This is a genomic window from Caldimonas mangrovi, from assembly GCF_023721835.1.
GTDB classification, from domain to species: Bacteria; Pseudomonadota; Gammaproteobacteria; order Burkholderiales; family Burkholderiaceae_C; genus Caldimonas; species Caldimonas mangrovi.
The window spans coordinates 265,890-287,842 of record NZ_JAMKFE010000005.1 but is presented as its reverse complement, the minus strand read 5'-3'; the positions used below and the strand labels follow the sequence as shown (position 1 = coordinate 287,842).

General features: G+C 68.5%; 15 protein-coding genes and 1 tRNA gene. 12 read left to right on the top strand and 4 right to left on the bottom strand.

The features are described from left to right. Positions 1 to 37: 37 nt before the first annotated feature. Both M8A51_RS10750 and M8A51_RS10745 read left to right on the top strand, forming a co-directional pair. On the top strand, positions 38 to 1,117 hold the full coding sequence (locus M8A51_RS10750; protein ID WP_251778231.1) for a phosphotransferase family protein: 1,080 nt from the start codon (positions 38 to 40) through the stop codon (positions 1,115 to 1,117). Between the two features lie 144 nt (positions 1,118 to 1,261). Continuing rightward, complete coding sequence (locus M8A51_RS10745; protein WP_251778230.1) at positions 1,262 to 2,479, top strand: acyl-CoA dehydrogenase family protein; 1,218 nt, start codon at positions 1,262 to 1,264, stop codon at positions 2,477 to 2,479. Positions 2,480 to 2,542: 63 nt separating this feature from the next. Here the strand turns inward: M8A51_RS10745 and M8A51_RS10740 are convergent, their stop codons facing one another. Then, entirely contained in the window at positions 2,543 to 3,310 is a 768-nt protein-coding gene (locus M8A51_RS10740) for a hypothetical protein (protein WP_251778228.1), read from the bottom strand. A 100-nt stretch (positions 3,311 to 3,410) separates the two neighbouring features. On the opposite strand from M8A51_RS10740, the gene M8A51_RS10735 reads away from it, so the two are divergent. Next, the gene (locus tag M8A51_RS10735; RefSeq protein WP_251778226.1) at positions 3,411 to 4,103 is read left to right on the top strand and encodes a glutathione binding-like protein; all 693 of its coding nucleotides are present in this window, start codon (positions 3,411 to 3,413) and stop codon (positions 4,101 to 4,103) included. 15 nt (positions 4,104 to 4,118) lie between these two features. Here M8A51_RS10735 and M8A51_RS10730 read toward each other — a convergent pair whose 3' ends face one another. Both M8A51_RS10730 and M8A51_RS10725 read right to left on the bottom strand, forming a co-directional pair. Further along, positions 4,119 to 4,364, bottom strand: a complete 246-nt coding sequence (locus tag M8A51_RS10730) for a hypothetical protein (protein ID WP_251778223.1) — start codon at positions 4,362 to 4,364, stop codon at positions 4,119 to 4,121. Positions 4,365 to 4,442: 78 nt separating this feature from the next. Next, positions 4,443 to 4,519: transfer RNA gene (locus M8A51_RS10725), tRNA-Arg, on the bottom strand. Between the two features lie 344 nt (positions 4,520 to 4,863). Between M8A51_RS10725 and M8A51_RS10720 the strand changes: the two genes are divergently transcribed. The 3 genes from M8A51_RS10720 (at position 4,864) to M8A51_RS10710 (ending at position 6,308) form a co-directional block, all read left to right on the top strand. Next, positions 4,864 to 5,382, top strand: coding sequence for a GNAT family N-acetyltransferase (locus tag M8A51_RS10720; RefSeq protein WP_251778221.1), 519 nt, complete (start codon positions 4,864 to 4,866; stop codon positions 5,380 to 5,382). Next, positions 5,360 to 5,677: a DUF6916 family protein gene (locus M8A51_RS10715; protein WP_251778219.1), complete on the top strand. Its 318-nt coding sequence runs from the start codon at positions 5,360 to 5,362 to the stop codon at positions 5,675 to 5,677. The genes M8A51_RS10720 and M8A51_RS10715 overlap by 23 nt, the downstream gene beginning before the upstream one ends. An 82-nt stretch (positions 5,678 to 5,759) precedes the next feature. Next, positions 5,760 to 6,308, top strand: coding sequence for a phage tail protein (locus tag M8A51_RS10710; protein ID WP_251778218.1), 549 nt, complete (start codon positions 5,760 to 5,762; stop codon positions 6,306 to 6,308). 3 nt (positions 6,309 to 6,311) lie between these two features. Here M8A51_RS10710 and cysC read toward each other — a convergent pair whose 3' ends face one another. After that, positions 6,312 to 6,884 (bottom strand): adenylyl-sulfate kinase, encoded by a 573-nt coding sequence (cysC, locus tag M8A51_RS10705; RefSeq protein ID WP_251778216.1) that lies wholly within the window; start codon positions 6,882 to 6,884, stop codon positions 6,312 to 6,314. Positions 6,885 to 7,060: 176 nt separating this feature from the next. Between cysC and M8A51_RS10700 the strand changes: the two genes are divergently transcribed. From M8A51_RS10700 to M8A51_RS10675, 6 genes are read left to right on the top strand one after another with little or no spacing between them, the layout of a single operon-like run. After that, positions 7,061 to 7,942 carry a sulfotransferase family protein gene (locus M8A51_RS10700; RefSeq protein ID WP_251778215.1) on the top strand — a complete coding sequence of 294 codons (882 nt, stop codon included), beginning with the start codon at positions 7,061 to 7,063 and terminating at the stop codon, positions 7,940 to 7,942. A gap of 27 nt (positions 7,943 to 7,969) precedes the next feature. Further along, positions 7,970 to 16,135 (top strand): DUF4347 domain-containing protein, encoded by an 8,166-nt coding sequence (locus tag M8A51_RS10695; protein WP_251778213.1) that lies wholly within the window; start codon positions 7,970 to 7,972, stop codon positions 16,133 to 16,135. 44 nt (positions 16,136 to 16,179) lie between these two features. Further along, the gene (locus M8A51_RS10690; protein ID WP_251778212.1) at positions 16,180 to 17,712 is read left to right on the top strand and encodes a TolC family protein; all 1,533 of its coding nucleotides are present in this window, start codon (positions 16,180 to 16,182) and stop codon (positions 17,710 to 17,712) included. Beyond that, a complete protein-coding gene (locus M8A51_RS10685) occupies positions 17,709 to 18,473 on the top strand; it encodes an efflux RND transporter periplasmic adaptor subunit (RefSeq protein ID WP_251778210.1) in 765 nt (254 codons plus the stop codon). Before M8A51_RS10690 ends, M8A51_RS10685 begins: the two co-directional genes overlap by 4 nt. Before the next feature lie 4 nt (positions 18,474 to 18,477). Next, positions 18,478 to 19,812: an efflux RND transporter periplasmic adaptor subunit gene (locus tag M8A51_RS10680; protein WP_251778209.1), complete on the top strand. Its 1,335-nt coding sequence runs from the start codon at positions 18,478 to 18,480 to the stop codon at positions 19,810 to 19,812. A 4-nt stretch (positions 19,813 to 19,816) separates the two neighbouring features. Further along, the gene (locus M8A51_RS10675) at positions 19,817 to 21,946 is read left to right on the top strand and encodes an HlyD family efflux transporter periplasmic adaptor subunit (RefSeq protein ID WP_251778207.1); all 2,130 of its coding nucleotides are present in this window, start codon (positions 19,817 to 19,819) and stop codon (positions 21,944 to 21,946) included. Positions 21,947 to 21,953 lie beyond the last annotated feature (7 nt).

Genomic DNA, 21,953 nt, shown 5'->3' with positions numbered 1-21,953 from the left:
GGCCCGGCATCGCAACAGCAACGATAGGAAGCCCTGAATGGACGCCTACACCGGTACCCGCCCCGTCTCCGAGCAGCACGCGTTCGACGTGCAAGCGCTCACGACCTATCTCGAACAGAATCTGGAGGGCTTCGCCGGGCCGCTATCGGTCGAGCTGTTCAAGGGCGGGCAGTCCAACCCCACCTACAAGCTGACCACGCCGCAGCGCAGCTACGTGATGCGGGCCAAGCCCGGCCCGGTGGCGAAGCTGCTGCCGTCGGCCCACGCGATCGAGCGCGAGTTCAAGGTGATGCAGGCGCTGCACGGCACCGACGTGCCGGTGGCGCGGATGCACCTGCTGTGCGAAGACGAATCCATCATCGGCCGCGCGTTCTACATCATGGAGTTCGTCGAGGGGCGCGTGCTGTGGGACCAGTCGCTGCCCGGGCTGTCGCGCGAGCAGCGCGGCGCGATCTACGACGAGATGAACCGCGTGATCGCGGCACTGCATAGCGTCGACTTCGCAGCACGCGGCCTGGCCGATTACGGCAAGCCGGGCAATTTCTTCGAGCGGCAGATCGGCCGCTGGACCAAGCAGTATCAGGCCTCCATCACCGAGCCCATCGAGGCGATGGACCGGCTGATCGAATGGCTGCCGGAGCACATCCCCGCCAGCGCCCGCGACGACAGCCAGGTGTCGGTGGTGCACGGTGACTACCGTCTCGACAACCTGATCTTCCACCCCACCGAGCCGCGCGTGCTGGCGGTGCTCGACTGGGAGCTGTCCACGCTGGGCCACCCGCTCGGCGACTTCAGCTATCACTGCATGGCCTGGCATATCCCGCCGGGCTCGTTCCGCGGCATCGGCGGCCTGAACATCGAGGAACTCGGCATTCCGGACGAGCGGGAGTATGTGCGCCGCTACTGCCAGCGCACCGGCCGGGGCGACCCCGATGCCGTGATGGCCGATTGGAACTTCTACCTGGCCTACAACCTGTTCCGCCTGGCCGGCATCCTGCAAGGTATCGCCAAGCGCGTCGTCGACGGCACGGCGTCGAGCGCCCAGGCAAAGCAGGCTGCGGCGGGCGCAAAGCCGCTCGCCGAGATGGCGTGGCGCTTTGCACAGCGCATGGGTTGAGCAAGCGCAACACCCGGGCGCAAGGCCGGCACGGCGGCACCTAGGTGACAGCGCGGCGAGCACGATTGCCCGATGCTGTGACAGACACGATGCCGCGTCGTGCTGACCGGCTGGCTTGAGGCACCCACACTCACGGAGACGCTCATGGACTTCGACTACTCCCCGAAAACCAAGGCCCTGCAGGAACGCCTGCGCGCCTTCATGGACACGCACATCTACCCGAACGAAGGCCGTTTCGAGGCGGAGCTCGAAGAGAACACCCGTGCGGGCCGCCGCTGGACGCCTTTGCAATTGCTGGAGGAACTCAAGCCCAAGGCCCGCGCGGCCGGCCTGTGGAACCTGTTCCTGCCGGAAAGCGAACTCGGCGCGGGCCTTCTGAATCAGGAGTACGCGCCGCTGGCCGAGATCATGGGCCGCGTGCCTTGGTCGAGCGAGGTGTTCAACTGCTCGGCCCCCGACACCGGCAACATGGAGGTGCTGGTGCGCTACGGCACGCCCGAGCACAAGCAGCAGTGGTTGCAGCCGCTGCTCGAAGGCAAGATCCGCAGCGCCTTCGCGATGACGGAGCCGGAGGTCGCCTCTTCGGACGCCACCAACATCTGCGCCCGCATCGAACGTCAGGGCGACGAGTACGTCATCAATGGCCGCAAGTGGTGGACCTCCGGTGCCGGTGACCCGCGTTGCAAGATCATGATTTTCATGGGCAAGACCGACCCCGACGCGCCGCGGCATCAACAGCAGTCGATGATCCTGGTGCCGACGGAAACCCCGGGCGTCAAGGTCCTGCGTCCGCTGCAGGTGTTCGGCTACGACGACGCGCCGCACGGCCACATGGAGGTGCTGTTCGAGAACGTGCGCGTGCCGGCTTCCAACATGCTGCTCGGCGAGGGCCGCGGCTTCGAGATCGCGCAGGGCCGGCTGGGGCCGGGCCGCATCCACCACTGCATGCGCTTGATCGGCCTGGCCGAGCGCTCGCTCGAACTGATGTGCAAGCGCGCCTCGTCCCGCGTGGCGTTCGGCAAGCCGGTGGCCGCGCAGACGGTCACGCAGGAACGCATCGCCGAGGCCCGTTGCATGATCGAGCAGGCCCGCTTGCTGACACTGAAGGCGGCCTGGATGATGGACGTGGCCGGCAACAAGACCGCCAAGGCCGAGATCGCGATGATCAAGGTGGTGGCGCCGAGCATGGCCTGCCAGGTCATCGACTGGGCCATGCAGGTGCACGGCGGCGGCGGGGTGTGCCAGGACTTCCCGCTGGCGCACTACTACGCCGCGGCCCGCACGCTGCGTTTTGCCGACGGGCCGGACGAAGTGCACCGCAATGCCATCGCGAAGATGGAGCTGGGCAAGCACGCGGCGTAGTGGTTGCCGCGATCGAACGACAAAAGGGCCTGCGGCGAAGCAGGCCCTTTTTGCTTTGCCGTCTTACCGGCGCTTGCCGCCCTCGTCGGGCGCAGGATCGACCGGCAACTCGATGTGAGAATCGGCCGCCCACGCATGGGAGGTCGTGCTGACCCAGGAGCCGTCGTCGTCCTCGGCCCACTGCGCCAAAGTTTCCCGGGCGCGAGTTGCTGCCAAGCGAAACAGGCTCAACACCTCTTCGAGCAGATGCACGCTCAGCATCGGCGTGCCCAGCCTCAGGTAGAGCCGGCCGCGCAGGGTCATCAGGACGAACGGGACGCCTTCGGTGCCGGCGCCGAACTCCAGCAGGCGAGTACCGAGCCGCCCCTCGAGCCAGCTCGCTGCGGCATTGGGAGCGTTGGCCACCATGCCGTAGCGCGACCGCATGCCTTGGGGCTCACGCAACGCGACCTTGGGATACATCGCCAGCCAGCGCATTTCCTCGGGCGAATTGATGTCGATCTGCGTGGTCATCGCCTTCGTGAAGCGCTCGTAGGCCTGTGCCTCGAGCTTTTCCTTCAGCGTTCGCGACAGCAGCAACACGTTCAGGGAAGGCGGCAGCTGCAACTCCATGCGCATGCGCAACTCGTTGCCCTCGATGTAGTTGCGCTGCGTGGCGCCGTATTCCAGGCGCCAGCGTTCGGCAGGTTCGAAATGGCCGTCGAACACCACCTTGAAGGGGTCGCGCTCGCGCCGCATTTGACAGTCGAGGTTGCGTGCCCAGGCCTCGATCGCCGGCCAGTCGATCGAGGAGCCGCTCCCCCCGAGAAGACGTTTCAGGGCATTCAGCATCGTTGTTCGTGCCGCCAGCCGGTGGGCCTCGGCGCTGCGGGCTTTTCTCCGGGCTGCTAGATTCGGGCCGTCGACAACCACGTCAACGGAAGCGAGCCAGATGATCGAAGTGTATTCCTGGGCCACCCCCAACGGGCACAAAGTGCACATCATGCTGGAGGAATGCGGCCTCCCCTACAAGGTGTTCCCGGTCGACATCGGCGCGGGCGACCAGTTCAAGCCCGAGTTCCTGTCGATCAGCCCGAACAACAAGATCCCGGCCATCGTCGACCCGGTGGGGCCGGACGGCAAGCCGGTCGCGCTGTTCGAGTCGGGGGCCATCCTGCTCTACCTGGCATCGAAGTGCGCCAAGCTGCTGCCCAAGAGCGATCGCCAGAAGTTCGAGGTGCTGCAATGGCTGATGTTCCAGATGGGCGGCGTCGGCCCGATGCTGGGACAGGCCCATCACTTCCGGATGTATGCCCCCGAGAAGATCGACTATGCGATCAACCGCTACACCAACGAGGCCCGGCGCCTATACGGTGTGATGGACAAGCGCCTGGCGCAGAGCAAGTACATCGGCGGCCCCGAGTACAGCATTGCCGACATCGCCGTCTTCCCGTGGCTGCGCTCGTGGAAAAACCAGGGCATCGACTGGAACGACTACCCGCACCTCAAGGGCTGGTTCGACGAGATCGCCGCCCGCCCGGCCGTCCAGCGGGGTGTCGAGGTGCTGGCCGACCGGCGCAAGCCGCTGACCGGCGACAAGGAGCGCGAGGTCCTGTTCGGTACCCAGCAGTACAAGCGCCACTGACGGCGCCCTGCGGCGTCAGGGATCGAGGGCAAACACCAGCGCGGCCTCGCGCTCGGCCGCGCTGTGGCCTTCGAGTGCCGCGCCCCATTCGGGCCCGGTGGCGCCACGTTGAGGCACGACCCCGGACGTCATCACCGCCACCTCCTCCGACGCGGCATCGAAGTCGGAAAGATGCGCTCGTCGCGCGTCGAACAGCCTTGCGATCATCGGACCGGCGGCTTCGATCAGGACCAGGAATTTCGCAGGCGCGTGGGTATGCATGTTCGGCTCCGGGACGCGCCTAGCGTATCACCGCAGAAATGCGCGCTGGCACAGGCCGGCGGAGTCGACCGCAACGAGTGGCCTGCCCGGAGGGACTCGAACCCCCGACCTGCTGCTTAGAAGGCAGCTGCTCTATCCAGTTGAGCTACGGGCAGACGGCCTGTTCATGAGGCGGTCGGATTCTACGCCGCCCCTGTGGGGAGGCTCTCGGCACGGGAAGCGTGCCCGCTTGACGGCAGGCACCCTGTCAACTGTGGCAGCGCGGTTTCCCCTCGGTTCCCCTCCTCAACGGCAGGACCGGTGGGTAGGATGGCCGCGAGCAAGAACCCACCGCGCAGCGACAGTGAACCCACCAGACCCAACCGCGTACGACGAACCCGCCGGCCAACGCAAGGCGGGCGGTGCACCCCGCCCTGGAGAGGCTGAGCGCAGCGAGGAGCATGCCGACGCGCTGGCGCTCCTTCAGTGCGGCGCGGCATCCGCCGGGCCCGGCTGCGGCTTGAGTTCTCGACCTGTCGTCGCGACCGACCTGGAGTTTCTGTACCGGCTCTACCGCAGCACGCGCTGGGACGAAACAGCCGCCACCGGCTGGGCTGACGAGGAACGCGCCGCCTTTCTCGACACTCAGTTCCACCTGCAGCATCGCTACTACCAGGAACACTATGCCGATGCGCAGTTCCGGCTCTTGCTGCAGGTGCGGGGGCCCATCGGCCGCGTGTACTGGCGCGATCGGCCAGACGCGTTCACGTTGATCGACATCAGCCTTGTTCCCGAGGCACGAGGTGCCGGCATCGGCAGCGCCGTGATGGCATGGATGACACATCGTGCGGACCAGCGCTCGCAACCCTGCAGGCTGCATGTCGAGCCGGCCAATCCGGCCCGGCGGCTTTACGAGCGCTTCGGCTTCGAAGTCGTCGCCAACAACGGCGTGCATCTGTCGATGCGTCGCACCCCGGGCTTGCTGCAAGCCCCCTCTTCCTGCCCGCGACACGCGTATGCAGACCTTGCCCGGCCATGACCGCTTTGCCCGCGCCGCCGGGCAGACCTTTCGCATTCTCTGGGGCACCGACGGTGCCGTCGAGGCCGAGTTGCGACGGGTCGACACCCGCCTGCCGATGAATGAACGCCATGAGTGTTTTTCGCTGCTTTTCGCGTTGCCGCCCGGCGTCGCCTTGCCGCAGGCGCTGTATCACGTCGGCGGGCCCGAGGGCATCGAGTGCGCGTTGATGCTGACGCCGGTGCGCCCCGAGCCGGACGGCCGGTCCTGCCTCGAAGCCGTGTTTCATCGGCTCAAGACCCCGGCGGCGGCATGACGCTGCAAGCTTGCCCCGCAGGCAGACACCGCGGGAGGCTGCCGTCAGCCGGCCCGCTCCCCCACCCCCCAAGGAGACGAGTATGAGTGAACCATTCATCGGCGAGATCCGCATGGTCGGCTTCAATTTCGCGCCGGTCGGTTGGGCGCAATGCCAGGGACAGTTGGTGCCGATCGCCCAGAACCAGGCGCTGTTCGCGCTGCTGGGCACGATGTACGGCGGGGACGGGCAAGTCACTTTCGGCCTGCCGGACCTGCGCGGCCGCAGTCCGGTTGGCATGGGTCAAGGACCAAGGCTTTCCAACATCGTCCAGGGTGCACTCGCCGGCACGGAGAACGTGACGCTCACGCTCAACAATCTGCCCATGCACAACCACCCGACCTCGGTGCAGGTCGCCGGCACGGCGACGGAGCCGGCCAACACGCCCAGCGCAAGCAACAACGCCCTCGGAGCATCCAGCGGCGGGCCGGGCTCGGCGAACATCTGGTCCACGCAGTTGAACGGGCCCGTCGAGATGGCGGGTGTGCAGTCGGGTGTTGCGGGCGGCGGCCAGCCGGTGGGAATGCGCAACCCCTACATCGGCATCAACTTCGTGATTGCGATGGAAGGCATCTTCCCGTCGCGACCCTGAACATCAGCGTTCGAGGCGCCGCAGCAGCAGATCGAGCACCAGGTCGGCGGCCTGCTGCGGTGTGTGCCTCGACGTGTCGATCGACAAGTGCGGGTTCACCGGCGGCTCGTACGCGGCGCCCACACCGGTGAAGTTTGCAATCGCCCCGGCCTTGGCCTGCGCGTAGAGCCCCTTCGGATCGCGGGCCGCGCACACGTCGAAAGGGGTGGAGAGATAGACCTCGATGAACCTGTCGTTGCCGATGATCTCCCGTGCCAGGCTGCGGTGGACCGCCAACGGAGCAATGAACGCCGCCATCACCCACACGCCGCCCTCGTTGGCCAGGCGCGCTACTTCGGCCGCGCGGCGGATGTTCTCGTGCCGGTCTTCGGCAGAAAAGCCGAGGTCCCGATTCAGCCCGCTGCGCACGGCGTCTCCATCCAGCACCAGCACCGGCCGACCCTCGCTGCGCCACGCGCGGTACAGCTGCAACGCCAGCGTCGACTTGCCCGCCCCGCTCAATCCGGTGATCCAGACGGTCGCCATGGGCCACGTAGGCGACATGCTGTCGGAGGTGTCGGTGGAACTGTCCTGCATTGATCCTCCTGCATCGGTACTTGTACACGGCCTGCTGCTTTCGCTTGGCCACACCGGCCGCATCTTGCGCAATAGTGCAGGCAGATACAACCAGATTCATGTTGCGCTGTCCGCGCACCACGAGCGCGCCGACAGTTGCGCATGAACTCAAGGCCGCCGACGCACAGGAAACCGATTTGAACAGCCCCCCCCGGACCTTCCACTTCATTTCGGGCCTGCCTCGCTCCGGCTCGACGCTGCTGGCAGCGCTGCTGCAGCAGAACCCGCGCTTCCATGCCGGCATGACAAGCCCGGTCGGGTCGCTGTTCACGTCGATGCTGGGGCAATTCAGTGCCGGCAGCGAGTTCGGTCCCGTGATATCGCGCGAGCAGCGTCAGCGGCTGCTGCGCGGGCTGTTCGACAACTATTACAGCGAACATGTCGACAAGCCGGTCGTCTTCGATACCAACCGCCTCTGGTGCGCCAAGCTGCCGGCCGTGCTGGGTCTCTTTCCACAAGCCAAGGTCATCGCTTGCGTGCGCAACGTCGCGTGGGTGATGGACAGCATCGAGCGTTTGTATCGGGCCAACCCGTTCGAGAACACCAAGCTTTTCAACGACGACGTGGAACGCAACACGGTCTACAGCCGCGTGGACACGCTCGCCCAGCGCAACCGACTGGTGGGCTTTGCCTGGGCCGGGTTGAAGGAGGCCTTCTACAGCGAGCATGCCGGCGCCCTTCTAGTGGTGGAGTACGACCTGCTTGCGCAAGCACCAGACAAGGTCCTGCGTCTCGTCTACGACTTCATCGGCGAGCCCTGGTACCCGCAGCACGACTTCGACGATGTCCGGTACGACGCACCGGAGTTCGATCAGGCGCTTGGGCTGGCCGGGTTGCATCGGGTGCGTCCCAAGGTCGGCGCGCAGTCCCGGCAGACCATCCTGCCACCCGATCTGTTTCAGCAGTACGCCAACCTGAGCTTCTGGCGCGAAGAACACACCAGCGCCGCTCATGTGATCCGCGTGAGGAACGACGAAACACCGAATGGCACGGCCCACCCCGCTCGCCACGCCACCTGACCCGCAGCTTGCCAAAGGAACCCAACCATGTGGTGGCTCAAATCTCGCGCACCCCGTCGCTCCCCTGCGGGCAAGACCAGCCCGGCGCGTTCCCAGCAGCCGCCGCTGATGCTCGCGCTGGAGCCGCGCATCATGTTCGATGCGGGAGTCGTCGCGGCGGCGGCCGGCGTTGCCGAAGCGAGTAGCGACGCTCCACCGCCGCCTGCCCCGGCGCACGAAACTGCGGCAGACATCAGCGATGCGCTGGCTCCTGCGCAGCATCCACGCACCGAGATCGTCTTTGTCGACACCCGGCTGCCAAACTACGACGAGATCGTTGCGGCTGCCGCCCCGGGAGCAGAGATCGTCTTGCTCGACAGCAACCGCGATGGCGTACAACAGATCGCTGATGCCCTGAACGGGCGCACCGGGATCGACGCCATTCACGTCGTCTCGCACGGCGACGAAGGGGTATTGCTGCTCGGCAACGTGCCACTGCACAGCGGCAACCTGACGGCGTACAACGACCGGTTGAGCGCCATCGGTTCCGCACTGGCACCCGACGGCGACATCTTGCTGTACGGATGCGACGTAGGCGCAGGTACCAAGGGCGAGCAGTTCCTGGCGGCACTGGCCGATGCGACCGCCGCCGACATTGCGGCATCGAACGACAGCACCGGCAACACCCGGGGTGGCGGCAACTGGACCTTGGAGATCACCACCGGCCTGGTCAACGCGGTGCCCGCGTTCGACGGCGCCCGACTGCAGGACTACGACCATCAACTCGCCACGTTTTCAGTCAGCACCATAGGCGAACTTCGCACGGCATTGAGCACGGCGGCCTCGAACGGCGCGACCGATACCATCACCCTTCTGGGCAACATCAGCGCGACGGGCACCGGCGACATGCTTGCCAGCAGCACCGACGGACACCGCACCTTTGTCGATATCAACGTTAGTGACGGTCAGGCTCTCGATATCGTGGGCGGTGGGTACACCGTGGACGCCAATTATTACGGGCGGGTCGTAGAGGTTCGTTCCGGGACGGTCAGCATCGCCAACCTCACCATCCGTGAAGGCTTGATCGCTGCCAACGGCGGCAACAAGGGGGCTGTCGGCAGCGATGCCCTTGGTGGTGCGATACGCAACGCCGGTACTCTGACCCTGACCGGGGTCACGGTCACCGCAAGCGGTGCCTCGGGGGGGGGTGGTGGCGGCGGTTCCGGCGTATATGCCGGTGGCGGTGGCGGCGGGGGCGGCGGCCTTGCCGGCATTGGCGGCGGGTCCGGCGGCGCTGGCGGCACGAGCGGCACCAACTACGCTGGCAGTTCCGGCGGCGGCGGTGTCGGTGGCAATGGCGGGGACTACACGACACCGATAAACAACAGGCACGGCGGACGAGGCGGTAGCACCACCGGTGGAGCAGGAGGGGCGCTGGGCGGCTATGCCAGCGGAGGGACAGGTGGGACCGCCAGCAACGGCAGCTTGTCGATCGGCGGCGGCGGCGGCGGCGCGGCGTACGCGAGCAACGGTGGCAGGGGCGGTCACGCAGCGGGTGCGGTTTACAACGCCGGCACCCTGACGATTTTGTCCTCGACAGTATCCAACAACGTCGGTGCGGCAGGCGGCGGCGGCGCGGGTGGAGCGTTACAACCGGGTGTCGGAGGCGGCGGAGGTATCGGCGTTGGTGGCCTGTGGAACGCCGCCGGTGCGACGCTGAGGCTGGACAGCATCAGCAACGGCGACCTGGCGTCGAATGCCGGCGCAGGGGGCTCGGGTGGCTCCGGGCAAGGCAACGGTTCAGCGGGTAGCGGCCAGACCAACATCTACAACCTCGGCACACTCGACACCAATTTTTCGCCCAACAGCGCGCCGACGGCTACCAATCTCACCCAAACGGTCGCATACGTCGAAGACCCGGGCGGCGCTGTAGCGCTCGACGATATAGTGGTGACCGACGTGGATAGCGGCGATACGATCATCGCGACCCTCACGCTCTCAACTCCTGCGGCAGGCACCCTCAGCACCGGCACCTTTGGCTCGGCCACCGCAACCTACAACGCTGGCACTGGCGTGTGGACGGTCACGGGCTCGTTGACCGACGTGAACGCGGCGCTCGCCGCCGTGGCTTTCACCCCGGCGGCGAACCGGGACCAGGACGTCACCATTACCGCGCGCATCCGCGATGCCGCCAACACCGGCCCGGCGGACGGCACCATCACGCTCGACGTCACACCGGCCAACGATGCGCCCACGGCTACCAACCTCACGCAGAGCAAGGCCGCGACCGAAGGCGGCGGCGCGGTGGCGCTGGACGACATCGTCGTGACCGACGTGGACACCGGTGACACGACCACCGCCACGCTCACGCTTTCGGACACCTCGGCCGGCACGCTGTCGACCGGCACCTTCGGCTCGGCCACGTCCACCTACAACGCCGGCACCGGCGTGTGGACGGTCACCGGCTCGGTGGCCGACGTCAATGCCGCACTGGCTGCCGTCGCGTTGACCCCTTCGACCAACAACGACCAGAACTTCACCATCACCACGCGCGTTCGAGATGCCGCCAATACCGGCCCGGCCGACGGCACGATCACGGTCACTGTCACGGGCACCAACGATGCGCCCACGGCGACCAACCTCACCCAGAGCAAGGCCGCCACGGAGGCCGGCGGCGCCGTGGCGTTGGACGACATCGTGATCACCGACGTCGATACCGGCGACACACTCACCGCCACGCTCACGCTGTCCGACCCTGCGGCCGGCACGCTGTCGACCGGCACCTTCGGCTCGGCCACGTCCACCTACAACGCCGGCACCGGCGTGTGGACGGTCACCGGCTCGGTGGCCGACGTCAACGCCGCGCTGGCAGCCGTGGCCCTGACCCCCTCGGCCCACAACGACCAGAACTTCACCATCACCACCCGCGTTCGCGACGCCGCCAATGCCGGCCCGGCCGACGGCACGATCACGGTCACGGTCACCGGCACCAACGATGCGCCGACGGCCACCGACCTCACGCAGAGCAAGGCGGCCACCGAAGCCGGCGGCGCGGTGGCGCTGGACGATATCGTCGTGACCGACGTGGACACCGGCGACACGATCACCGCCACGCTGACGCTTTCGGACACCTCGGCCGGCACGCTGTCGACCGGCACCTTCGGCTCGGCCACCTCCACCTACAACACTGGCACCGGCGTATGGACGGTCACCGGCTCGGCGGCCGACGTCAATGCCGCACTGGCTGCCGTCGCGTTGACCCCCTCGGCCAACAACGACCAGAACTTCAGCATCACCACGCGCATACGCGACGCCGCCGACACCGGCCCGGCCGACGGCACCATCACGATCACCGTGACCGCGGTGAACGACGCACCTGTGGTGACGACCTCCGGCGGGACCAGCGCCTTTACGGAAAGCGGCAGCGCCACGGTGGTCGATGCCAGCCTGACGCTGAGCGATGTGGACAGCACAACCTTCGTTAGTGCCACGGCCGCCATCACCGGCAACTTCGCCAGCGGCCAGGACGTGCTTGCTTTCACCAACGACGGCAGCACCATGGGCAACATCAGTGCCAGCTACAACGCCGCCACCGGCGTGCTGACGCTGACCTCCGCCGGCGGCACCGCGACGCTGGCCCAATGGCAAGCCGCGTTGCGCAGCGTCACCTACGACAACAGCTCGGATGCGCCCAGCACCGCCAACCGCACCATCGGTTTCACCGTCAACGACGGCGGTGCCGACAGCAACGCGGCGACCAAGGTGATCAGCGTGGCGGCCGTCAACGACGCACCTGTCGTGACGACGCCCGCTTCGATCGGCGTGACCGAGGACGTTGCCAGCGCCCTGACCGGCATCAGCTTCAGCGATGTCGACGCCGGTGGCGGCAGCGTGACGGCAACACTTTCGGTAGCGAGCGGCAGCTTGGCGGCGACCAGCGGCGGCGGCGTCACCGTCGGAGGCACCGGCAGCGCCCTGACCCTGACCGGCAGCATCGCCAACATCAATATTTTCATCGCCGGCAGCAATGTCACCTTTACCACGGCCAGCAACGCGACCGCCGATGTGACGCTGACCGCAAGCGTCGACGATGGCGGCAACACCGGCAGCGGCGGCGCGCAAACTGACAGCGGTACCACCACCCTGCAGGTGAGCGCCGTCAACGACGCGCCCGTGGTCACAACGCCTGTTTCGATCAACGTCACCGAGGACGTCAGCAGCGCGCTTACCGGCATCAGCTTCGCCGACGCAGATGCCGGCAGCAGCCCGGTGACCGCCACCTTTTCGGTCGGCTCTGGCAGCCTGGCAGCCACCAGCGGCGGCGGCGTCACCGTCGGCGGGACCAGCTCCGCGCTGACCCTGACGGGCAGCATCGCCGACATCAATGCCTACATCGCCGGCGGCGGCGTCGCTTTCCAGACGGCGACGAACGCCACCGGCAACGTGGTGCTGACCGTGGGCATCGCCGACAACGGCAATACCGGCAGCGGCGGCAACCTGGACGATGCAGAGACCGTCACGTTGTCGGTGACCGCGGTGAACGATGCGCCAGTCCATGGTGTGCCCGCCGCCCAGTCGGTGGATCAGGACGCGACGCTGGTCTTCAGCAGCGGCAACGGCAACCTGGTTTCTGTCGGCGACGTCGATGCCGGCGGCGGTACGGTGCGAGTGACGCTGACCGCCAGCAACGGCTTGATCACACTGCCCGGCACCACGGGCCTGAGCTTCATCGTGGGCAGCGGCGCCAACGACGGCACCATGACTTTTGAAGGCACCATTGCCGACATCAACAGTGCGCTGAACGGACTGATCTTCTCGCCCACGCCCGGCTACAACGGCGCCGCCGGCCTGCAGATCACGACCAGCGACCTCGGGTTGAGCGGGTCCGGCGGCACACAGACCGACACCGACATCATCGCCATCACCGTCAACAGCCTCAACCCGGAGGTCACCAACGTGCAGGTGACCAACCCCGATGGCGGGTACAAGGTGGGCGACACCGTCACGGTGACCGTCACCTTCGACCAGGCGGTGAACGTCGACACGACCGGCGGCACGCCCACGCTGCTGCTGGAAACCGGCACCACCGACCGGCTGGCCAGCTACGTGTCCGGTTCCGGCAGCGACACCCTGACCTTCAGCTACACGGTGCAGGCCGGCGACCTCAGCGCCGACCTCGACTACCAGTCGACCGGCGCGCTGGCCTTGAACGGCGCCACCCTCCGCAACGCCACCGACGACGACGCAGTGCTCACGCTGCCGGCCACCGGCGGCGCCAACTCCATCGCCGGGCAGCACAACCTGATCATCGACGGCGTGGCGCCCACGGTGGGCTCGGTCTCGGTGCCGGCCGACGGCACCTACGTGGCCGGGCAAAACCTCGACTTCACCGTCAACTTCGGCGAGGCCGTCACGGTGGACACCACCGGCGGCACCCCACGCATCGCTATCACGCTGGACACCGGCGGCACCGTTTACGCGAGCTATCTCGCCGGCTCGGGCACCAGCGCGCTCAGCTTCCGCTACACCGTGCAAAGCGGCCACCTCGACAGCAACGGCATTGCGCTCGGCGGCAGCATCGACGCCAACGGCGGCACGCTGCGCGACGCTGTGGGCAATACCGCGAATCTGGCGCTCAACGGCGTCGGCGCTACCACTGGCGTGCAGGTCGACGCCGTCGTGCCGGCGGTGGCATCGGTCTCGGTGCCGGCCAGCGGCCACTACAACGCCGGCGACGTGCTGAGCTTCAGCGTCAACGCGAGCGAGGCCGTGGTGGTCGACACCACCGGCGGCACGCCACGGCTGGTGCTGGACATCGGCGGCGTCACCCGTCACGCCAGCTATGTGTCCGGCTCGGGCAGCAGCGGGCTGGTGTTCGAGTACACCGTGCAGGCGGGCGACACCGATGCCAACGGCATCGCCGTCAGCTCGCTGCAGGCCAACGGCGGCACGCTGCGCGATGCGGCCGGCAACAGCCTGAACGTCGCGCTCACCGGTGTGGGCGACGCCTCGGGCGTGGTCGTCGACACCACCGCACCGGCCAACACCGGCATCGTGCGCGTCAACGCCACCCCGACCACCGCCGGCTCGGTCAGCTACACGGTCACCTTCTCCGAAGCCGTCAGCGGCATGGACGCGGCCGACTTCACGCTGGTCACCACCGGCTCGGCCGCCGGCACCATCGCGACGGTCACGCAGGTCGACGGTTCGACCTACACCGTCGTCGTCAACGGGCTCAGCGGTACCGGCAGCGTGCGGCTCGACCTCAACGGCAGCGGCACCGGCATGGCCGATGCGGCCGGCAACGCCCTCGCGGCCGGCGCCACTGGCGAGGTCTACGGCATCGATCGCGACATTCCTGCCGTGGCATCAGTCTCGGTGCCGGCCAATGGCACCTACGTGGCCGGACAGAACCTCGATTTCACCGTCAACTTCGGCGAGGCCGTCACGGTCGACACCACCGGCGGCACCCCGCGCCTCGCGGTCACGCTGGACACCGGCGGCACCGTTTACGCCGATTACGTCAGCGGCTCCGGCACCGGCGCGCTGGTGTTCCGCTACACCGTGCAAAGCGGCCACCTCGACAGCAACGGTATCGCGCTCGGCGGCAGCATCGACGCCAACGGCGGCGCGCTGCGCGATGCCGTGGGCAATACGGCGACCCTGACGCTCCAGGGCGTGGGTGCCACCGCGGGCGTGCAGGTCGACGCCGTGGTGCCCACCGTCGCCACGGTCGCGGTGCCCGCCAGCGGCCACTACAACGCCGGCGACGTGCTGAGCTTCACCGTCAACGCCAGCGAGGCCGTGCTCGTCGACAGCGCCGGCGGTACGCCCCGGCTGGTACTCGACGTCGGCGGAACCACCCGCCATGCGACCTACGCAACCGGTTCCGGCGGCACAGCCCTCGTCTTCGAGTACACCGTGCAGGCCGGCGATACAGACCCCAACGGCATTGCGGTCGGCGGCCTGCAGGCCAACGGCGGCACGCTGCGCGATGCGGCCGGCAACGACCTGACCGTCACGCTCGCTGGCGTCGGCAGCACCGCAGGCGTTGTGGTCGACACCACCGTGCCCGCCATTGTCGGCATCGTGCGCGCCGACCCCTCCCCCACCTTTGCCCGCAGCGTCACCTACACCGTGAGCTTCTCGGAGGGCGTCACCGGCCTCGACACGAGCGACTTCAGCTTGGCCGCCACCGGGTCGGCGGCGGGCAGCGTCACGACGGTCACACAGGTGGATGCCTCGACCTACGTCGTCACCGTCGGCGGCATTGCCGGCAGCGGCACGCTGCAACTCGCACTCGCATCGGCCGGCAGCGGCATCGCCGATCTGGCCGGCAATGCCCTCGCCGTGGGAGGCAGCGGCGACGCCTATCAGATCGAGCAGTTGCCGCCGCCCCCGCCCCCGCCGCCTCCCACGCCGCTGTCGCCCCTGCCCCCACCGGTGGCCGCCCCGGCACCGGTCTTCGAGCAACCGCCTGTCACGCTCAACCCGATGGCGCCCATCACGCCGATCGACACGCCCACCCTCACACCGACCGGGCCGGCAGCAGACGGCGGCCTTCCCGGCACCTTCGTGGGCAGCGCCCTGGGCCAGAACCCGCTGACCCCCGCTGCGTTGAGCGCCACCGCTTGGGCAGCGGACGCACCGCGCAGCACCTTCATCGAAGTCGGGGCCGGCAACGGCGCGGGCCTGCAAGCGATGCCGGATGTCGGCGACTTCCGCGTCCCGCCCGGCTCGCAGATCAGCATTGCGCTGCCGGCGTCCACGTTCACGCACAGCGACCGCAATGCGGAAGTGGCGGTCGAGGTGAGGATGGCCGACGGCCGGCCGCTGCCCAACTGGCTGAAGTTCGATCCCACCACCGGCACGTTGTCCGGCCGCGCGCCCGACGGCGTGGCCGGGCGCTTGAAGATCGAGGTCATCGCCCGTGATGCCAAGGGCAACCGCGCCAGTTCGCAACTGGAGATCGAGTTCAACCGGGCGGCGCCGCCAGCGCGGCCGGCCGGTGAGCCGCGCACCGACCTGCACCTGCCTCCCGGCGAAGCAGGCTTCGACGCCCGCTTCGCCGACCTGCCCGGGCAGCCGTTGCCGTCCGAGTCCGGCCGACCGGCCCTTGCTGCGCAGTTCGAACGCTATGGCCACGTGGCGCGCGAAGCGGAGCGCGCCGCGCTGCTGGAGCACCTGCGTGCACTGGCGCAGGAGGAAGGATGAGCATGGCCCTTCCTGGCCCGATGGCCCTCACGTCGACAACAACCATGGAGCACACCATCTTGACCATCGCCCGCCGCCGGACGCCCTTTCGACGATTGCTGCTCGCCTCGCTGGTCGCCGTCGCCTTCACCGGCTGTGCGATCCAGCCGCGCTCGCTGACCGCCGATGAACTGCGAACCGCCGTGCAGCAGGACCGCTCGCGCATGTTCGCCGAGCAGGAGCCGCTGCAGGGCGCGATCACGCTCGAAGAAGCGATGGCGCGAGCCATCAAGTACAACCTCGACCACCGGCTCAAGCTGATGGAAGAGGCGGTGTCGCAGCGGCAGCTCGACCTCTCGCGCACCGACCTGTTGCCCAAGCTCGCCGCCTCGGCCGGTTATACGCACCGCGACAACGTGCTGGCCTCGTCGTCGCGCAGCGTGCGCACCGGCACCGAGTCGCTGGAGCCGTCCACCTCCACCGACGACGAGCGCTACACCACCGACCTGACGCTGTCGTGGAACGTGCTCGATTTCGGCGTCAGCTACTACCAGGCCTCGCAGCAGGCCGACCGCCTGCTGGTCGCCCAGGAGCGGCGCCGCAAGGTGTTGCACCTGCTGATGCAGCAGACCCGGCAGGCGTACTGGCAGGCCGCCGGCGCGCAGGCGCTGCAAGGCAAGGTGGAACCGGTGCTGGCGCTGGCGCGCCAGGCGCTGGAAGACGCGCGCAAGGTCGAGGTCGAGAAGCTGCGCTCGCCGCTCGAGGCGCTGACCTACCAGCGCCAGTTGCTCGATATCGTGCGCCAGCTCGAAGCCGTGCGCGACGACCTGGCGCAGGCCAAGCCGCGACTGGCGGCCATCATGAACCTGGGCCCCGGCCGCCCGTTCGAGGTGTCGGGCGCGCTCACGCTGGACGTGCCCAAGCTCGCGATCTCGACCGACGTCATGGAAGAGACCGCACTGACCCACCGGCCCGAGCTGGTCGAAGCGCACTACAACGAGCGCATCGGCCTGCTGGAAACCCGCAAGGCGATGGCCAAGCTCTTCCCCGGCATCGAGCTCAGCCTCGGCGGCCACTACGACAGCAACAGCTACCTGGTCAACCAGCACTGGGGCGACGTCGGTGTCAAGGTGAGCTGGAATCTGCTGAATGTGCTCAACGCCGGCAAGATCCGCGGGCTGGCCCAGGCCCAGCTCGAGGTTGCGCAGCGACAGCGCCTGGCGCTCAACATGGCGGTGCTGACGCAGGTGCACGTGGCCCACCTCGACTACCTGGGCAAGCTGCGCCAGTACGAATTGACCCAGCAGCTCCACACCGTCGAGCAGCGCATCCTGCAATACACGCGCAACGCCGCCAGCGCCAATGCGCAAAGCAAGCTCGAAGAAATCCGCGCGGCCGCCACGGCCATGATGGCCGAGCTGCGCCTCTACCAGAACTACGGTGCCCTGCAGGGTGCCTACGGGCAGGTGATCGCGACGCTGGGCCTCGACCCGCTGCCGGAATCGGTCGGCGCGCACGATCTCAAGACGCTCGGCGAAGCCGTGCGCGCATCGGAACAGGCCTGGCAGAAGGTGATCGACCCGCAAGGAGGGACGTGAGCTTGCGACGCCATGTGCTGCTCCTGCTCGCGCTGCTGCCGCTGCCCCTGGCAGCGCAGACCGCCGCGCCCCTGCCACCGGCACTGACGGCCGACAAGGACGGGCGCATCCGCACACAGCTGAGTTCGCGCAACGCGGTCACGCTGTCGAGCGAGTTGGCAGCCCGCATCTCCAGTCTGCCGCTGCGCGAGGGCGACGCCTTCCGCGCCGGCCAGGCGCTGGTGAGCTTCGACTGCTCGCTGGTGCAGGCGCAACTGCGCAAGGCCGAAGCCGGCGTCGAGGCCGCGCAGGCGCTGATGCAGTCCAACCAGCGACTGGCCGAACTCAACTCGATCGGCCGGTTCGAACTCGACCAGGCACGGGCCAAGCTGAAGGAGATGCAGGCCGAGGCCAGCGGCGCGCGCACCTTGATGAGCCGCTGCACCATCGCCGCACCGTTCAACGGGCGCATCGCCAAGCGCCACGTTGCGGCGCATCATTACGTGCAGCCGGGCACCCCGCTGCTCGACGTGCTGGAAACCGGGCAGCTCGAACTGCAGATGATCGTGCCGTCGCGCTGGCTGGCCTGGCTGAAGCCCGGCATGAGCTTCAGCGTCGAGGTCGAGGAACTCGGCAAGACCTATCCCGCCAAGGTGCAGCGCCTGGGCGCCCAGATCGACCCGGTGAGCCAGACGCTGCCGGTGATCGGTGTCATCGACGGCAGCCACCCGATGCTCCTGCCTGGCATGAGCGGCTGGGCCATGTTCCCGCCGCGCAAGTGAAGCGATGAACGCCCGGGACGCCGTCAGCCCGCTGTTGACGCTGCTGCAGCTGGCGCGCCGTGCGCGTGCCGCCGCCACGCTCGAAGAACTGGGTTTCGTCGCGGTCAACGAGACGCTGCAGCTGCTGCCGTACCGGCAGGCCGTGCTGTGGAGCGAGCAAGGCCTCGCCCGCGTCGCCGCCGTCTCGGGATTGCCCCAGCCCGACCCGACCGCCCCCTACGTGCAATGGGCCGGCAAGATCGGCCGGCACGCGATGCGCGAACGCTGGCCGGCGCAGGGGTTCGGCGCCGTCGACCTGCCCGAGCCCTTGCAGGCCGAGTGGTCGCAATGGTGGCCCGAACACGCGTTGTGGTTGCCGCTCGGCCGCCCCGGCGAACCGGCCGACGCCGGGCTGGTGCTGGTGCGTGAACGGGCCTGGCCCGAAGCGGAACTCGCGCTCGCGAAAGAGCTCGCCGACGCCTACGGCCATGCACTGGCCGCCTTCAAGCCGCGTCGCAGCGGCCTGGCGCAGGCGGGCAGCTGGCTGCGCGGCGGCAAGGCGCGCCGCCGCCTGGTGATCGCGGCGCTGGTGCTGTGCCTGGTGCCGATGCGCCTGACCGTGCTCGCGCCCGCCGAGGTCACCGCGAAGGACCCGTTCCTCGTGCGCGCCCCGCTCGACGGCGTGATCGACCGTTTCGACGTCCAGCCCAACCAGCCCGTTCATGCCGGCACGCCGCTGTTCAGTCTCGACATCACGTCGCTGCAGGCCCGCCACGACGTGGCCCGCAAGGCCTACGACACCGCGCTGGAGGAATACCGTCAATCGGCCCAGGCCGCTGTCACCGACGACAAGAGCCGCATCGAGATCGCACTCAGCCGCGGCAAGCTGCAGGAGCGTTCGGTCGAGCTCGAATACACCGCGCAGCAGTTGGCGCGCATCCAGGTCAAGGCCGAGCGGGACGGCGTGGCGGTGTTCGCCGACACCAGCGACTGGCTCGGCCGCGCCGTCGCCATCGGCGAACGCATCCTGCTGATCGCCGACCCGCGCCAGGTCGAGCTGACCGCGCACCTGCCAGCCGGCGACCACATTGCCGTGCAGGCGGGCGACGTGCTGACGCTCTACCCGCAGGGCTCGCCGCTCTCCGCCTATGAAGCGCGCATCGTGCAGGTCGCCTACCGCGCCGAACCGACGGCCGAAGGCTTTCTCGCGTACCGGCTGAAAGCCGATTTCCTGCCCGGGCAGGCGCCGCCGCGACTGGGCCAGATGGGCACCGCGCGGCTCGAAGCCGGCTGGGCACCGTTGATCTACATCGCGCTGCGCCGCCCGCTGGTGGTGGCACGCCAGTGGCTGGGCTGGTGACGCGATGGCCACACTGGCGACCCTGCCCCCGCTGCGCCAGGATCTGGCGCTGCACCCCGGCGCACCAGCCGCCGACGGCACGCCGACCTGGACGCTGCACGACCCGGCGGCCAACCGCTTTTACCAGCTCGGATGGGCCGCCTTCGAGATCCTGTCGCGCTGGTCGATGGGCGCACCGCAGGCGGTGCTGCAGGCGGTGCACGACCACACCACGCTGCGCCCGACGCCGCAGGACCTGCAGGGCCTGGTCGAGATGCTCGGGCGCAACCACCTGCTGCAGGCAACACGGGGCGCCGACACCGAGCGGCTGCGGCAGGCCGCGCAGGCCTCGCGCCCGGGGCCCGGCATGTGGCTGCTGAAGAACTACCTCTTCTTCCGCCTGCCGCTGGTGCGGCCCGAGCGCCTGCTGCAGCGCCTGGCGCCGCGCATCGGCTGGGCCTTCCACCCCGGCTTCTGGTGGGCCGTCGCCGCCGCCGCGCTGGCCGGGCTGCTGCTCGCGTCCCGCCGCTGGGACGAGTTCACCCACACCTTCGTCTCGTATGCCAGCTGGGAAGGTGCATTCGCCATCGGCGTCGCCGTGTCGGCCGCCAAGCTGCTGCACGAGCTGGGACACGCGCTCACCGCACACCGCTACGGCTGCCGGGTGCCGACGATGGGCGTGGCGTTCCTGGTGATGTGGCCGGTGCTGTACACCGACACCAACGAAGCCTGGAAGCTGCCGTCGCGCCGGCAGCGGCTGGCGATCGGCGCCGCCGGGATGCTGACCGAGCTGGCACTCGGCGCCGTCGCGCTGCTGGCGTGGGCGATGCTGCCCGACACGCCGCAATGGGGCCCCGCACGCGCGGGCGCCTTTCTTCTCGCCACCACCACCTGGGTGCTGACGCTCGCGATCAACGCCAGCCCGTTCATGCGCTTCGACGGCTACTTCCTGCTGTCCGACTGGATCAACCTACCCAACCTGCACGAACGCGCCTTCGCGCACGGCCGCTGGTGGCTGCGCGAGCGCCTGTTCGGTTTCGGCGAGCCGGCGCCCGAGCTGCTGCCGCCCGCCCGGCAGCGCTTCCTGATCGTCTTCGCCTACGCGACCTGGCTGTACCGGCTGGTGCTGTTTCTCGGCATCGCGCTGCTGGTCTATCACCTGTTCTTCAAGGTCCTCGGCCTGGTGCTGATGATGGTGGAACTGGCCTGGTTCATCGCATTGCCGGTGCAGCGCGAGATGAAGGCCTGGTGGCAGCGGCGCGGCCGCATGCGCTGGAATGCGGCGACCGTGCGCCTCGTGCTGGTCGCCGGTGCCGCCGCCGCCTTCGTGCTGTGGCCGTGGCAGTCGAACGTCCGCGCACCGGCCGTGCTGGGCGCCTTGCAGACACAAGGGCTGTACGCCCCGAGGGCGGCACAGCTCCTGACGCCGCTGCCGGCCGCTGGGACTCGCGTGCGCGCCGGGCAGGAGCTGGTGCGGCTGCAGGCGCCCGAGCTGCAGGCCCAATTGGCCCTGGCGCACGCGCAGGAACAGCAGCTGCGCTGGCAATTGACGCAGCAGAGCTTCGATGCACGCCTGCGCGAAGCCGGTCCCGCGCTGCGCAAACGGTGGGAACAGGCCGCCGAGGCGGTACAGGGGCTGCAGCGGGAAGCCGAACGCCTGACGCTGGTCGCACCGTTCGATGCCGACGTGGTCGACGTCAACCCCGACGTGTCGCCAGCCGCCTGGCTGCCGGCCGGCGAGCGCTTGCTGACGCTGGTCGGCCCCAGCGGCAACAAGGTCGACGCCTATGTCGACGAGCATGCGCTCCAAAGCCTCGAAGGCCAGCCGGGCCGGGCGGTCTTCCTGGCCGACCTGCCGGGCCACCCGGGCGTGACGTGCACGGGGGTCGGCGTGCATCCGGTGCAGTTGTCGCAGATCGAGCATGCAGCGGTCAGCAGCAGCTTCGGTGGCGAGATCCCGTCCCAGCGCATGCCGGACGGGCGTCTGGTGCCTTTGCGGGCGGTCTTCCGGGTGCGGTTGACCGATTGCGACCTGCCTGGGGTCTCGCAGCAGGAGCGCACCGGCATCGCCGTGTTGCAGGGAACCGATCGCAGCTGGATGGAATGGGCGATTCGCCGCGTGGCGGCGCTGTGGCAGCGCGAAGTCGGCTTCTGACCGCTGG